Source organism: Mucilaginibacter sp. BGA-UO-ETr-C110 (assembly GCF_059567985.1).
In genome coordinates this window covers 2499757-2514847 of record NZ_JCAQPB010000002.1, presented here as the reverse complement: position 1 = coordinate 2514847, position 15091 = coordinate 2499757, and the positions used below count along the sequence as shown (strand labels likewise).

The 15091-nt window shown below is 38.0% G+C and carries 13 protein-coding genes; all 13 read left to right on the top strand.

Annotated features, from left to right (window positions below):
- The first annotated feature begins 2 nt into the window (after window positions 1-2).
- A complete protein-coding gene (gene asnB / locus AC57BQ_RS11240) occupies window positions 3-1844 on the top strand; it encodes an asparagine synthase (glutamine-hydrolyzing) (RefSeq protein ID WP_496406369.1) in 1842 nt (613 codons plus the stop codon).
- A gap of 23 nt (window positions 1845-1867) precedes the next feature.
- Window positions 1868-2599, top strand: a complete 732-nt coding sequence (locus AC57BQ_RS11235; RefSeq protein ID WP_496406368.1) for a GNAT family N-acetyltransferase — start codon at window positions 1868-1870, stop codon at window positions 2597-2599.
- On the top strand, window positions 2596-3501 hold the full coding sequence (locus AC57BQ_RS11230; protein ID WP_496406367.1) for a glucosamine inositolphosphorylceramide transferase family protein: 906 nt from the start codon (window positions 2596-2598) through the stop codon (window positions 3499-3501). Before AC57BQ_RS11235 ends, AC57BQ_RS11230 begins: the two co-directional genes overlap by 4 nt.
- Entirely contained in the window at window positions 3494-4600 is a 1107-nt protein-coding gene (locus AC57BQ_RS11225; RefSeq protein WP_496406366.1) for a glycosyltransferase, read from the top strand. Before AC57BQ_RS11230 ends, AC57BQ_RS11225 begins: the two co-directional genes overlap by 8 nt.
- Before the next feature lie 37 nt (window positions 4601-4637).
- Window positions 4638-5090: a hypothetical protein gene (locus AC57BQ_RS11220; protein WP_496406365.1), complete on the top strand. Its 453-nt coding sequence runs from the start codon at window positions 4638-4640 to the stop codon at window positions 5088-5090.
- A 289-nt stretch (window positions 5091-5379) separates the two neighbouring features.
- Window positions 5380-6477 carry an NAD-dependent epimerase gene (locus AC57BQ_RS11215; RefSeq protein WP_496406364.1) on the top strand — a complete coding sequence of 366 codons (1098 nt, stop codon included), beginning with the start codon at window positions 5380-5382 and terminating at the stop codon, window positions 6475-6477.
- A gap of 191 nt (window positions 6478-6668) precedes the next feature.
- A complete protein-coding gene (locus tag AC57BQ_RS11210) occupies window positions 6669-8084 on the top strand; it encodes a pectate lyase family protein (RefSeq protein WP_496406363.1) in 1416 nt (471 codons plus the stop codon).
- A gap of 260 nt (window positions 8085-8344) precedes the next feature.
- Window positions 8345-9481: a glycosyltransferase family 4 protein gene (locus tag AC57BQ_RS11205; protein WP_496406362.1), complete on the top strand. Its 1137-nt coding sequence runs from the start codon at window positions 8345-8347 to the stop codon at window positions 9479-9481.
- 37 nt (window positions 9482-9518) lie between these two features.
- Window positions 9519-10322 carry a phytanoyl-CoA dioxygenase family protein gene (locus tag AC57BQ_RS11200; protein ID WP_496406361.1) on the top strand — a complete coding sequence of 268 codons (804 nt, stop codon included), beginning with the start codon at window positions 9519-9521 and terminating at the stop codon, window positions 10320-10322.
- A gap of 36 nt (window positions 10323-10358) precedes the next feature.
- Window positions 10359-11330, top strand: a complete 972-nt coding sequence (locus tag AC57BQ_RS11195; RefSeq protein WP_496406360.1) for a hypothetical protein — start codon at window positions 10359-10361, stop codon at window positions 11328-11330.
- A complete protein-coding gene (locus AC57BQ_RS11190) occupies window positions 11327-11833 on the top strand; it encodes a GNAT family N-acetyltransferase (RefSeq protein WP_496406359.1) in 507 nt (168 codons plus the stop codon). Before AC57BQ_RS11195 ends, AC57BQ_RS11190 begins: the two co-directional genes overlap by 4 nt.
- A 23-nt stretch (window positions 11834-11856) precedes the next feature.
- Window positions 11857-12882 carry a GNAT family N-acetyltransferase gene (locus tag AC57BQ_RS11185; RefSeq protein WP_496406358.1) on the top strand — a complete coding sequence of 342 codons (1026 nt, stop codon included), beginning with the start codon at window positions 11857-11859 and terminating at the stop codon, window positions 12880-12882.
- Window positions 12883-13061: 179 nt separating this feature from the next.
- A complete protein-coding gene (locus tag AC57BQ_RS11180; RefSeq protein ID WP_496406357.1) occupies window positions 13062-14867 on the top strand; it encodes a polysaccharide biosynthesis protein in 1806 nt (601 codons plus the stop codon).
- Window positions 14868-15091: the final 224 nt, after the last annotated feature.

The window sequence follows — 15091 nt, the reverse complement described above, 5'->3', positions numbered from 1 at the left end:
ATATGTGTGGAATATACGGCTCTACTGTTTACTATAATGATGAGATCATTCGGGCAAAGTTGGCACGAGTGCAGTTTCGTGGGCCCGATTATTCTGGTTTTGAGCGTGTAGAATCCGTAATATTAGGACATAACAGGCTGGCAATTGTAGACCTGGACCCGCGCTCAAACCAACCATTTACTTATGAGCATTTGAAGGTTGTTTTTAATGGTGAGTTATATAACTATAAACAATTACGATCTGAATTAAAATCACAAGGACATCGGTTTAAAACAGATTCAGATACAGAGGTACTTGCAGCTGCATACCTTGAGTACGGCATACATTGTGTGGATCATTTTAATGGGATGTTTGCTTTTGTAATTTACGATACTAAACAACAGCTGCTTTTTGGAGCGAGAGACCGGCTTGGGAAAAAACCTTTTTATTATGCGCATAAGGGCTTGGACTTTGAATTTGCCAGCCAAGCGGCACAAATTACTATTGCAAGGCAGGCAGATCTGGATTTGCAGGCCATTAACGAATATTTTATATGGGGATATATACCAGAGCCCCGCACAGCCTGGCAGGGAATTAAGAAACTTGAGGCGGGAAACATTTTCATTTTTGAACTTACCTCGGGTCAATTTAAAACAAAAAAATACTGGGATCTTGATCCCGTGGGTTTAAGCATCTATAAAGGAAGCTATGCTCAAGCTAAATCCGAACTAAAAAAGCTATTGAAAGATGCGGTTAGCATACGGATGCATGCTGACGTAAACCTTGGTGTTTTTCTTTCCGGAGGAGTCGACTCATCGTTGGTGGCTGCGCTTGCTGCTGAAAATACAAAACAGATCAAGACATTTTGCGTCAGGTTTAATGAAAAAGGATTTGATGAAAGTGTTTTTGCCGGGAATATTGCCAAATATCTCAAAACGGATCATTATGAGATCGAATGTGACGAAGAAGAAGGTATCGCGCTAATTGGAGAATTTGGAACTTATTATGATGAACCATTTGCTGATTCAAGTGCAATTCCAACTTTGTTGCTCAGTAAATACACCAAAAAGCATGTAACGGTAGCACTGAGTGGCGATGGAGGTGACGAAAGTTTTATGGGTTACTCCCGGTATAAATGGTTAAATATGGCTAATCAGTTTTTTAATTGTCCGCTGGTATTGCGCAAGATCATGGGGGGGCTGGTAAAGTTATCACCTGACTATCGGCATAAACTTATTGCAATGGGGATTAGTACAGCAACAATTGATTTGCTATATGCGCTCATGCTTGGTGGGTTAGAGTATTCATGGCTTCAACAACCCCAGGCTGGCTTAAATGTACCTTTTATGGATATATTATCTACAGAATCAGGAAGTTTTTTACAGAAAATGTCGGCTTTTGATATTAAAACTTATTTAAATGGTGATATCAATACGAAGGTAGACCGCGCTTCGATGGCCTTTGCAGTAGAAGCGCGGGCGCCATTAATGGATCACCGGGTAGTAACATTTGCGCAACAACTCCCCGATAATTATAAATATGGCGGTGGAATACAGAAACGAATATTAAAAGATATTTTATATCAATATGTACCCGCTCATTTATTTGACAGGCCTAAGTCGGGTTTTACCATGCCTTTTAGTTATTGGTTCAGGCATCAGCTTAAGGATTATGTACTTGACCAGCTATCATTGCGCGACCTTAAAAATATACCAGGTATTGAGGCTAAAACGGCATCAGACATGATTAATGATCATATGACCGGTAAATGGAACCGTGCACCTCAAATTTGGAAGCTGCTGGTACTCAAACAGTGGTTAGAAAATCAAAAAATAAACACTTTGCCAGTATATCAAACAGTTTAAGCACTGTTAATGCTAAAAATTTTATGATCGAGATCAAAACCCAGGCTTTTCGCCTGATGCCTGTTCGTGTAATTTGGTTTGCAGGCAGACCCCAAATATGGAGATGCCTTTTTAGCTATTACAAACAAAGTTCCTATAACAAAACGGTTTCAGGATATTGCCAGGAACCATTTTATACCAAAACCATCGATATAAGCACTCCGGTAACCGCTTTTGAATCAGCCTTTGATCAAAAAACCATTTATGAGATCAGGCGGGCTATTAAAGATGGTGTAACAACAACAACTGAAACGGATTTTACCCGATTTATTAATTTTTATAATTTATTTTCCCAAACCAAAGGTTTGCCAAAACTCAAGACGAATTTTAGTAATTACAAATCTCATACCGTTATTACCAAAGCTGTTTACAATCAACAAGATATTGTTATGCATGCTTATGTTGTTGATGGTGAGCAGAAAAGGGTGAGGTTGTTGTATTCGGCCTCGCTTTTTAGGAATGAGGAAGCGCCCCAGCTTAAAGCGACTATAGGCAGAGCAAATCGCTTATTACACTTTAAAGATATGTGCTTTTTTAAGGAACGCGGATTTGAAGTTTATGATTTAGGAGGTTACGCGGCGAATACGAATAACGCAGCACTTCAAAGAATAAATCAGTTTAAAGACAGTTTTGGAGGAGAGTTGATACAGGAAAGTGATTATTTGCCCTTACCCACATTGATTTTATCTTTTTTCAATAAAATGTTTAGATCATGAGTTTGGCCATAAAACTTCAAATGGTTTTTGATAAGCTATTTATGAGTGATAAGTGGAATATCGGATATATTAATCAAAGCCCTGAAAGTCTGATTAGTTCCCAAAAATTAAATGGCAAAATAAACTGGCTTCACGAAGACAGCGTTGATTATGCAGCCGATCCCTTTGTTGTCCATATAAATGGGAATTATCATATTTTTTATGAAGAGTTAAATTTCTTGAGGGGTAAAGGCGAAATAATGGTTACCAATGGATTAAGCTTTAAAGACAAAAAGAAGGTTAAAATGATAACCAACCAATCTATACATCTCTCTTATCCTTATCTGTTTAGTGAAAAAGATAAACTTTACTGTATTCCTGAAACATCTGCAATTAAACAGGTAGTATTATATCAGATTGATACTGATAATTTACAGAAATTTAAAAAAGTACGGACCCTTTTAGAAGGAGATGATTTCGTAGATAGTTCTATTATACAGTATAATAATAAGTATTGGTTGTTTACCAGTGTATCCGGAAAACCAGGTGTATTGTATATATATTATTCAGATACTCTTCTCGGTACATTTAAGGCACATAGCTTAAACCCAATTGTAGTTGAAAATCACGTTAGCCGGTCAGCTGGAGGGTTATTTGTTGTTGATCAAAAATTATATATGCCAAGTCAGAATCCCGGAAAGTGTTATGGCGGTTCAATTATGATCAACGAAATTACTCATATTAATGAAGCTGAATTTCAATATCAGACAGTTTTTGAACTATTGCCACAACCCCCTTACAACATCGGCTTGCATACTATAAATTTTGCCAAAGGTTTGCTTGTTGTTGATGGTAAACGCAATAAGTTTAGCGTGTTTACCCCAATAAAAAAAATCGTTAAAAAGATCAGAAGTCATGCCTAATCTTGGCAAAATGCCTACAACCGATAAAAATGTACTTTTTGTTTCCATGACCAACGCGGCCAACGGGGCCGAAAATGTGTTGTTTATGGCCGCAAGCGCTATAGGGGCACCGATGATGTTTGCAAAAAAAGTAAACTCTGGTGGCTTAGATATCCCGAGCGGGCAATCGTCGTGTTACGCAAGCAGCAATAGCATGTTTGTGGGTTTTTTTAAACTTATAAAGTTACTCAAACCCTACCGAAAAGATTTCATTTTGATCAGCACTCACCCTTACTTAAACGCTTATTTGGGGTTTTTAAAAAGGGTTGGTTATGTAAAATCTCAGCTTGTTGTACGCGAGTGTACCTCTGTCTTTACCAGGTTTACCGGATTAAAAAAGTTGAGTTATAAGCTGGCTTATTATTTAGGGTATCCGGCTGTAGATCTTGTTGTTTGTCAGACCAGTTTGATGCGCTCTCAATTCCTACAGCATATAAATTTTATACCAACCCAAAGGGTAATAGTACAAGGGAACCCTATAAACCTAAAGCTAATTAATACTAAGGCAAAATTGCTTCTAAATGATCCGGATACAACCGGAGACTTTATCTGCGCTGCCGGGCGGCTGATCCACGAAAAAGGATTTTCGGTTTTAATACACGCCTTTAGCTGTATCGAAAAGCAATATCCAACTTTAAAGTTGCTGATATTGGGTGAGGGGGGTAAAAGAGCCGAGCTATTGAGGTTAATCGAAACCCTGGAACTTACAGACCGCGTTATGCTAAAAGGCAGGGTTGACAATCCTATCCCTTATTTTAAGCGGGCGAGAGTATGTGTATTATCATCCATTAGGGAAGGTTTTCCGAACGTACTACTGGAAATGATGTCTGTAAATCCATCAGTAGTTGCCACCCTCTGCGCCGGAGGAATAGAAGCGATCCCCGGAGTTTTGAAAGTAAAACCAGATAGCATTAATGAACTGGTGATCGGTATTGGAAAAGCACTTGATAAAAATATTGGAAGCTCAAGCCCAATAATTAAGCAATATCTGCATAACAGGACACCTGAAATATTTATTAACTCCTTATTAAAAAGCCTGTCCACTGTAAACGGCCTTTAAATTAAAAGGATATTGTTACACTTTAAATTTAAATCACATGAGACGCAAACAAAAGTTTCTTGAAAAAATAGTGCCTTTAATTATATTAATAGGCGTATTTGTCTTTTTTAATGGTTGTAAAAAAGGATTGGAAAATCCGGTACCTGCTAAAGTAAAAACACCTGTCGAGATAAGAGCGGGTTTATTTGCCATCGATTTTGACGGTTTAAGGTCTGATGGAGGGTATGCCTTTAAAATAGGGTATGTAATTGATGGGGGAGATTCAAACGAGAAGCCATCAACCTCACTTCTCCGGATTTTTGAAAATGGTGTAGAGTTACATCCACCTCATTCCCCACATCAGGATATCCGTGATTTAGGAAAAGGGCGTTTTAGCCACTGGGGTTCAACACTCTATTTTTCTACCACTGATAATACAGACCCGGTTGCTAATGGCCGCGAATATGCTTATACTTTAGATGGTTCAGGATACCCTGCAGCAAAAAATTAATACTATACCTGCTCATTATTCTCTAAGTGGGTTTACATGGTTTACACAATTTATGGTTAATATTGGATTATTTAATTGATAATCAGTTAATTATATTGATTTGCTGCAAAATAATGTAAACCCATTATTTTGTCAAGTTTTCTAAGGAACAAAAGCTTCGACGACTATACTACTACGATTACCACCTACTAATATGCTTTACAAGTGCTCATACTTGTTTAATATAAACTTCCCTGTTCCCCCTTTATTCTAAAAGGGCTATTAGTTCATCTTTAAAACTTAAAATCTTATGAAAATTTTAGTTACCGGTACTGCCGGTTTCATTGGCTATCATTTGGCTAAACGTCTGTTAGATAGGGGCGATACGGTGGTTGGTATCGATAATTTAAATGATTATTATGATGTCAACTTAAAATATGCGCGGCTTAAAGAAACCGGTATTAGTATATCCGGATTGGAATATGCAAAACCTGTTTGTAGTGTGAATTATCCTAACTATACGTTTATAAAACTTGATCTGTTAGATAAAGAGCAACTGGAAGCCTGTTTTCAAACCTATCAATTTGATGCGGTATGTAACCTGGCAGCACAGGCGGGTGTACGCTATAGCTTAACAAATCCCGAAGTTTATATAGATTCTAATATCAAAGGATTTTTGAATATTTTAGAGTGCTGCCGGCATTTTAAGGTAGGGCATTTGGCTTATGCCAGTTCTTCCAGCGTTTACGGGCTGAACAAGAAAATGCCCTTTAATGAACATGATATAGCTGATCATCCTGTTTCGTTGTACGCTGCTTCAAAAAAAGCCAATGAAATGATGGCTCATACTTATAGCCATCTGTTTAATTTACGTACTACAGGGCTCCGTTTTTTTACTGTTTATGGGCCATGGGGTCGGCCAGATATGGCACTGTTTATTTTTACAAAAGCCATGTTAGAAGGCAAACCTATCGAGGTTTTCAATAATGGTGATATGAAACGTGATTTTACCTATATTGATGATATTGTTGATGGCATTGTACATGTGATTGATGCACCCGCTGAAAGCAATCCCAATTGGGATGCCCAAAAACCAGATCCGGCCACTTCAAAAGCTCCTTACCGAATCTTTAATATTGGTGGCGGTGCCCCCGTTAGCTTGCTTGATTTTGTAAACGAAATAGAAAAACAAATTCACCGTATTGCGAAAAAGATATTTTTACCAATGCAGGAGGGGGATGTGGCCGAAACATGCGCTGATGTATCAAGTTTAAAAGGGGTTTTAAACTACAAACCCTTAACCACTGTGCATGTTGGGATTTCCAGATTTATTGCCTGGTACAAGGCCTTTTATAAACCGGATAAACAGAATTTAGAACCCGTTTCTGCAACAATAGATACGCTGTAATGTCATTTTAATGTCATGAAACGTGCAATTTTATACAGCAGGTTTACAATTATATTATACACATTATTAATGTTATAGCTGTAATGGGGCCTTTTTTGAACCCATTTTGATTTAAGTCTATATTCCATGTGATTTTTATTGGCAATTTTTCAAACACACCCCCGTTTGATGGCCTAATAAAAAAAACACATATGGAAAGAAAAACAACACCTTTTAAAAAAGTGGTAGCGGCCAGTTTGATGCTTAGTACAATTATCCTGTTGGGTAGTTGCCAAAAAAACGGGGATACCGGACTTGCATCTAACAATGCCGCACTAACAACGACTTCAGAGACAACGGCTACTACAAGTGCGGTAGGTACAAGCACCAGTTTGGCTGTAGATTTAACGGGATTAAAATCAGATGGAGGTTATTCCTACAAGATAGGCTACCCGCTTAGTAAATCCGGAGACTCTAATACGCAACCTACAGCATCAACCATGCGTCTTTTCGAGAACGGAGTCGAATTGAAGCCTCCGCATTCTGTCCATCAGGACATTCGCGATTATGGTAAAGGGCGTTTTAGTCACTGGGGTACAGAACTGATGTTTTCGGCTTCTGACAATACCAATCCCGCGACTAATGGCCGAAAGTATACGTACACGCTGGATGGATCTACAGGTACTGTAACAACGGGAACGTCTACTGCTTCTTCGTCAACCTCATCTATAACTACAACCGGGCTTATGGGGTACGCCATGTATAACGGAACAACAACCGGTGGTGCAGGTGGCACATCGGTCACAGTAAGTACACTTGCGGCTTTAAGAAGTGCTGTAAAAGGTAATGCTCCCAAAATTGTTTACATCAGCGGAGCAATTAAGAGTACCGGTGATGACTTGGTTTATGTAGGTTCCAATACATCGATAATTGGTAAACCAAGCGCTTCTGTAGAGGGACTTACACTTTTTATGGAAACAGTTAGCAATATTATTGTTCAGGATTTACGCCTTAAGAATTACGTTTACGATGCTGGTGTTCAAATCAAATACTCATCTCATCATATTTGGGTAGATCATTGCGAATTTTCGTGCGACCGTTCAAAATGGGGTTACTGGGGCAAGGATATTGCCATTACAAGGGAGTCTGACTTTATAACAGTATCATGGTGTAAATTTCATGACAATAACTTATCAGTACTTATTAGCGGGGGCATAGTGGGGCATGAATCTGATCAAGGAAAACTCCACATCACTATGCATCACAATTACTGGTATAACGTTAGTGAAAGAGAGCCAACAATGAACTATGGTCGGGTACATCTTTTCAATAACTATCATTTGAATAACGCAAGTTATTCTATATCCGCAAGGGCTGGTGGTATTGTCAGAACCGACAATGATTATTTTGCAAACGGTCACAAACCTATTACTACTAATTTGGATGGCGACCCTCCAGGTTATATCAGTGGTGCAAATACGGATATCTTTGTTAACTGCGGTGCTAATGATATAACTACCCCGGTATCAACATGGGTGCCAGAGTATACCTATAAACAATATCTGAATGCAGCTGCCGATGTACCTGCGCTTGTGGTACAAGGCACAGGGCCAAGAGCAATTCATTAATTTTTTTATAAAACTTAATACCCCTTTAACAGCCCAATTGTTTCATACAATTGGGCTGTTAAAATTTAATATTATCAACCAAGCCTTTAACTGTACGCCCAGTACAACTCCATTTCACTTATAAACCTGGCTGTTTTTTAGTAAGTCAAGCTGAACAACAGTATTTACCTGCATTCTTTAGCAAATAATTTCCAATATCTTCTTGTACCCAGTACAACCGCCCTATACAAGGTTGGTGTTTTAATAACAACGTGAATCAAATGGCACAAACGGTTCTGATCGCCTGCGATTCGTCAAAATCATTGATGGATTTTAGGGGCAACCTGGTTGAGTTAATAGCTCAGCAACATAAAGTGCATGTATACACTCCCGGTATAATGCAGCCGGGTTTTCGGGAGAAACTAAAACTTATGCAGGTTGAGGTTCATGAAATTGAACTTAGCGGTGGTGTTGTATCTGTTTTTTCAGACCTCACCTACATGATACAGCTTTATAAGCTCATGAAAAATATCATGCCAGACGTTTTTTTTCCTTATACATTAAAACCTGTTATTTATGGAACATTGCTGGCAAAAATATGCCGTATTAAAAGTATAACACCAATGCTTACCGGCTTGGGTTATAATTTTACATCAACCTCAAAAAATAAACTGGTAAGCCATATTACACGATGGCTGTTAAAGTTTAGCCTGACGAAAAGCAAAGGGCTTAAAATCATCTTCCATAACAATGATGATTATCAAACGCTTTTGCAATACAATATATTAACAGAAAAGCATCAGGCTGTTATAGTAAACGGCTCAGGAGTTGATCTTGATTACTACACCTATTGCGAGCCAAACGCAAAAAATATCAGCTTTTTGATGATAGCCCGCTTAATAAACGCAAAAGGCATACGTGAATATTACGAAGCTGCAAAAAATATCCGCCTACGTTTTCCGGAGGTCACTTTTAATCTGATAGGTGCTTACGGCGAGAATGTTGACGTCATAGACGACGAACTGTACGTTAAAATATGTAATGGTGATGTGGTTAATTATTGCGGCGAGGTTGATGATGTGCGTCCGCATATCCAAAAAGCATCTGTAATAGTTTTACCTTCTTACAGAGAAGGCATGCCCCGGAGTTTGCTGGAAGGTATGGCCATGGGGCGGGCTATCATTACTTGTGATTCTATTGGTTGCCGAGAAACCATTAATTGCGAAGGGGCCATAAACGGTCTGTTGGTCCCAGTCAAAAATGTTCCTGAACTCGTAACACGAATGGAGTTTTTCATCAACAATACAGAAGCAATATACAGCTATGGTGTAAACGGACTTGCTTTTGCCCGGGAAAAATTTGATGTGCATCAGATTAATGCCGAGATGCTGAAGATTATGCAGCTGGATAGGGAATAGTGTAGATCTTAATAAACAACCAACTAAACTTTATATAATGGAAAATAAATTTAATTACGCACAAAGAACGATGGGGGATTTTGAGGAGGCAATGGATAACTATGGATGGATTGTATACACTGATGCGTTAAACCCTGATTTTATTAAAACAATCAATGATGATTTGGTAACAGCATATGAGTATAGAAGAAAAATTCAGGAAAAAAATGGTATTAGTGCAAATATGGATGGCACCCTGCATCATTTGTTGGAGCGCGATAATTTCGGACTCCGATTTCTCGAAAAAATGTTTTGTAATGATGAGATCAGCTATTTTTTAAAAGGCAATTATATTCTTAATGGTATCAACGCGGTTATGCATGCCAGGCAGGAGCACCCTTATCTCAGTAACATGCATCGTGACGTGAGAACCTTTATGAAAGATACCAAATTACTGGTACAAATGATTGTTACGCTGGATGATTTTACTTTACAGAATGGCGCAACTTATTTTCTTTCAGGTTCGCATAAAACAGACCTTCGCCCGGATGAAACTTATTTCTATAAGCACGCTGCCCGGGCAATTGTACCTAAGGGTAGTATTATCCTCTTTAATTCAAATATTTGGCATGCTGCCGGCGAAAATAGCACAGCCAATTTGAGAAGGGCCCTGACACTGGGTTTTACCAGGCCATTTTTTAAGCAGCAAATGGATTACCCGCGGTTTTTAGGATACGATTTTGTTGCAGAGCTAAGCCCTGAATTGCGCCAGGTTATTGGCTATAATGCACGTGTTCCAGAAAACCTGGATGAATATTATCAGCCTCCGCATTTAAGGATGTACCAGCGCGATCAAGGCTGAGTATAATTAGAATCTTACACTTTCAATCCTTTAACAATGCAAAAAAGCAAACCTTACCCAAAACCTATGGGAGGATATTTTGAGCTGCAACTTACTCCCGGCGTTGATTACTACCCCAATTTAGTACGCTTAAATACAGGCCGGAACGCCCTGGAGTACATTTTAAGGCAAAAAGCCTATACCAAAATTTACATCCCTTATTTTACTTGTGAAGTTATACTTGAACCTATAAATAAACTGAATATAACTTATCAGTTTTATTCGATAAATGAGCAGCTTGAGCCAATTATCGATTTTGAGATTGAGCCGCATTCTTGCCTTTTATACACTAATTATTTTGGCATCAAGCAGGACGCTGTTAAAGAGTTAAGCAAGCACATCAAACACCTGATTGTTGATAATTCACAAGCTTTTTTTTCGGAGCCATTGCCTGGTATTGATACATTTTACTCTTGCCGGAAGTTTTTTGGCGTTTCTGACGGAGCGTATCTGCAAATTAAAAAGAAACTCAGTAAGAAATTACCAGTCGACTTATCTATTAGCCGGTTTTCACATCTTCTGAAAAGGATCGAATTAGGTATTGAAGCGGGTTATAGTGATTATAAGGCCAATAATGAGGTTTTGGAAAACAACGAAATTAAGAGTATGTCGCACTTAACACAGAAAATCCTCTCGGGAATTGATTATGAAGAATGTGCCAAGATAAGAAAGCGGAATTTTAACTTTTTGCATAAGCATCTGCAGGCCCATAACCTGTTAAAGTTCGATATTTCAGAGAGTTCCTCTCCAATGGTTTATCCATTTTTAAGTGCTGACAGGGATCTGAAGCTACATCTGATACAGAAAAAAATATACGTTGCAACCTATTGGCCCAATGTTTTTAAGTGGACGAATAAAAAAATGTTCGAAAATCATCTTGCCCGGTATCTGGTGCCATTACCGATAGATCACCGGTATAACCTTCAGGATATATTTTTTATGTTAAATACTTTACAACAGTTTTTATGACAATTTCCATATATATACGGCCCCTGGTATTGGAAGATGCCCAAACTTCCTATTTATGGAGAAATGACCCGCAAATATGGACGTTTACAAAATTCAAAGCCACAAAGCGTATCACATCCAAAATGGAAGCCGCTTGGCTACAGGATAACCTGCGTAAGCCAGATCAAATTCGTTTTGCTATATGTTTGAAGGAGCTCGATACCTATATCGGCAATATTCAACTGCTTGATATTCACCTTCAGCGTGCAGAATTGCATCTGTTTATTGGTAATAAACTTTTTTGGGGTAAAGGCATAGGCTATCAAGCTACTATACTCATACTCAGATATGCCTTTTTTTATCGTGAATTGGAAAGTTTATACCTAAGAGTCCACCCGGCTAATATTCCCGCTCTTGCAATTTACGAAAAAGCAGGATTTGAAATTACTGGTGAAAAAGATGGCCTTGTTGCAATGAGTATTTCTAAAAAGAAATTCCTTGCACTTGAACGCCTTGAAAAATGACCATTATCTAAACCAATAACCTTATGATTAAAATATTTACCATCCACAATAAGCTGGAATGGATTTCCTATGTTCAAAAGGCTGCAGAATCTGACTTTTATCATACCTGGCATTACCATACGTTGGAAACCGGCGGCACGCCGATTTTAGCGGTTTACCAGGAACATGATGATTTTATAGCAATCCCATTATTGCGAAGAGCAATTCCTGGATCTGAATTTTTTGACCTCAGTTGCGTATATGGTTACACAGGGCCATTCTCCAATAAAAAAATGGAAAAGTTGGGTGACTCCATGAAGGAGAATTTCAAAAATGCTTTTCTCCAATTTTTATCAAATGAAAAATATGTGTCTGTGTTTATCAGGATGCATCCTTTTTTCGAACAACAATTATTACTCGAAGAATTTGGAGGGATACACGACAATGGTCTTACCGTAGTTATCGATCTGTCTGTAAGTATAGAAGCACAACGTGAAAAGTACAGGCAATCAACCATGGATGCTGTGAAACACGCCAGGAAAAAAGGTTTTGTGGTTAAAGATGGGAAAGATCCGGAGGCCATTGCGCTGTTTGTAGATATTTATCATGAAACCATGAAAAGGGTAGGAGCTTCTGATTATTATTTGTTTAATGAAGACTATTTTGACAGAATACTGAATACTAATGAATATGACGCCCGGCTTTTAACAGTATATGATGACGATAAAGCCATTTGCAGCACCATAGTTACATTAACAAAAGGCATTATCCAGGCACATTTATTAGGTACGCGCGCAGAATACCTGCATCATAGCCCGTCAAAATTTCTGGCGGATGAGATTTCTGTAATAGGTAGGTCAATGGGGATGCATTACTATAACCTTGGTGGTGGGCTGGGTTTTAAAGAGGATGCACTTTTTAAATGGAAATTAGGTTTTACCGATCTGTGTCTGCCGTATAAAAGCTGGCGTTATATAGCCAACCCCTGCGCTTATCAGCAGCTTCTTGATAAAAAAAATATCGATAAAACCTCAGATATCGACTTCTTTCCGCTCTACAGGTACGCCTGAATTTATAAATAACCTTAATCTTATTTATTATGTTACTTATCAGAAATTTACTATTTCAGGATAAAATTCATTCCAGGTGGTTAGTTCTATTAATCGATCTGGTGATCGTTTTTATTTCTCTTTGTCTTTCAATTTCCTTAAAAGATAAACTTGATCTGAAACAAGATAATATTTACTACATGATTTTTTACTGTAGTAATGCCATTTTAATATTCCTGATCATGCGCATTCATACCCGTATTATCAGGTATTCAAACACCAAGGATATGCTGCGTGTTTTTATGGCGGTATTGGTAAGTAATGCAGCATTCATGTTGCTTTGCAATATTCTTTTTGCACCTTACTTTCAGTTTAGTCTAAGTGGATTAGGTGACATTCTGCTCATCAATTTTTTCATATCATCATCATTGCTGATGGGTATGCGTATTATCATAAAAGATCTGTTTATATACCTTGATGGCCCCTTGGTTACAGTAAAGAAGGATAATATATTGATATATGGTTCAGGTACCTCCTCTATTTTAATCAAGAAGGCTATTGAATCACAAAAAGGACTCATGATACAGGTTCAAGGCTTTATAGACGTTGGATCTGATAAAATCAATAAATGCCTTGAACAAAAGCAGGTTTATCCGATAAGAGCGCTTGAGGGCTTACAACAGAAGTTTACCATTAAAACCATGTTAGTGACTTCCGAAGATCTGAATGTTGACGGTAAAAAAAGAGCCATAGAAAAATGTATTGAATTGGGCATCAAAGTCATTACCGTGCCACCTTCCGATCAATGGCTCAACGGAAAACCCAATTTAAATCAATTTAAGGATTTGAAAATTGAAGATTTGCTGGAACGTGCACCTATTGAATTGTGTAAGGATCATATTTTTAGTGAAATCCGTGGCAAAAGAATCCTGGTTACCGGAGCGGCCGGTTCTATCGGCTCTGAAATTGTACGGCAGGTAATGGGCTATAATCCAGAGTACATCATATTATGTGATCAGGCCGAGACTCCACTACATGATATACAGCTTGAAATTGAAGATGGAAAAAGCACCTGTAAAACAAAGATATTTGTTGCTGACATCCAAAACACAAATCGGATTAAATCGCTATTTAACTTATACAAGCCACAGATCGTTTTTCACGCCGCTGCCTATAAACATGTACCTATGATGGAAAATAACCCTGTTGAGGCTGTATTAACCAACGTTTGGGGTACCAAAAACATGGCAGATATCTCGTTGGAATTTGGGGTGGAAAAATTCGTAATGATTTCAACCGACAAAGCCGTGCGACCTACAAATATTATGGGAGCATCCAAGCGAATTGCAGAAATGTACATACAGTCGTTAGGGACCGAACTCGGGGATAATAAATCTCTTTATTTAGTGAATGATACTAACGTAACACATCATACCAAGTTTATTACAACCCGTTTTGGTAATGTTTTAGGCTCAAACGGTTCCGTTATTCCAAGATTTAAAGCACAAATTGAAAAGGGGGGACCGGTAACAGTAACTCATCCTGATATTACCCGCTATTTTATGACCATTCCAGAAGCGGTGCAACTGGTTCTGGAAGCAGCAGTGATGGGTAAAGGTTCCGAAATATTCCTGTTTGATATGGGCGAACCTGTTAGGATAGCAGATCTTGCAGCTAATATGATTAAGCTGGCCGGTCTCAGACCTGATGAGGATATTAAAATTGTTTATACCGGACTTAGGCCTGGTGAAAAGCTTTACGAAGAAATGCTAAATATAGACGAACATATTATTCCCACTCACAATAAAAATATAATGATTTCTAAAACTATACCTAATTGCTATATAGAAGTTAATAAAGTAATCAAGGAACTGTTGGAATTGAGCATGCTTAATAATACAGATCAAATGGTGCTGAAAATGAAAAGTATCCTGCCAGATTATATCAGTAATAACTCACAGTATGAAAAGCTGGATATGATGCTGGTTAATACCGAAATAATATAGACTAAATAATAAAATACTTCCCAAACTACCTTGAAAATCATATTGTTCAAAATCACAGGTAAATGTGATGCAAGTCACTTTTTAGTATTTTCATTGATTTATTTTTATCATACATAATAGCAACGAGGTGAATAATTGAACGGATTGGAAATAGCAGACGTATCTTAAAATTTAAGAAGAGACGATTGGTTACTATTACATTAGGTTCATTTTCGACCAGTAAG

Coding starts and splice junctions, on each gene's coding strand:
- asnB (WP_496406369.1), top strand. CDS start 3: ATGTGTGGAATATACGGCTCTACTGTTTACTATAATGATGAGATCATT.
- AC57BQ_RS11235 (WP_496406368.1), top strand. CDS start 1,868: ATGATCGAGATCAAAACCCAGGCTTTTCGCCTGATGCCTGTTCGTGTA.
- AC57BQ_RS11230 (WP_496406367.1), top strand. CDS start 2,596: ATGAGTTTGGCCATAAAACTTCAAATGGTTTTTGATAAGCTATTTATG.
- AC57BQ_RS11225 (WP_496406366.1), top strand. CDS start 3,494: ATGCCTAATCTTGGCAAAATGCCTACAACCGATAAAAATGTACTTTTT.
- AC57BQ_RS11220 (WP_496406365.1), top strand. CDS start 4,638: ATGAGACGCAAACAAAAGTTTCTTGAAAAAATAGTGCCTTTAATTATA.
- AC57BQ_RS11215 (WP_496406364.1), top strand. CDS start 5,380: ATGAAAATTTTAGTTACCGGTACTGCCGGTTTCATTGGCTATCATTTG.
- AC57BQ_RS11210 (WP_496406363.1), top strand. CDS start 6,669: ATGGAAAGAAAAACAACACCTTTTAAAAAAGTGGTAGCGGCCAGTTTG.
- AC57BQ_RS11205 (WP_496406362.1), top strand. CDS start 8,345: ATGGCACAAACGGTTCTGATCGCCTGCGATTCGTCAAAATCATTGATG.
- AC57BQ_RS11200 (WP_496406361.1), top strand. CDS start 9,519: ATGGAAAATAAATTTAATTACGCACAAAGAACGATGGGGGATTTTGAG.
- AC57BQ_RS11195 (WP_496406360.1), top strand. CDS start 10,359: ATGCAAAAAAGCAAACCTTACCCAAAACCTATGGGAGGATATTTTGAG.
- AC57BQ_RS11190 (WP_496406359.1), top strand. CDS start 11,327: ATGACAATTTCCATATATATACGGCCCCTGGTATTGGAAGATGCCCAA.
- AC57BQ_RS11185 (WP_496406358.1), top strand. CDS start 11,857: ATGATTAAAATATTTACCATCCACAATAAGCTGGAATGGATTTCCTAT.
- AC57BQ_RS11180 (WP_496406357.1), top strand. CDS start 13,062: ATGATTTTTTACTGTAGTAATGCCATTTTAATATTCCTGATCATGCGC.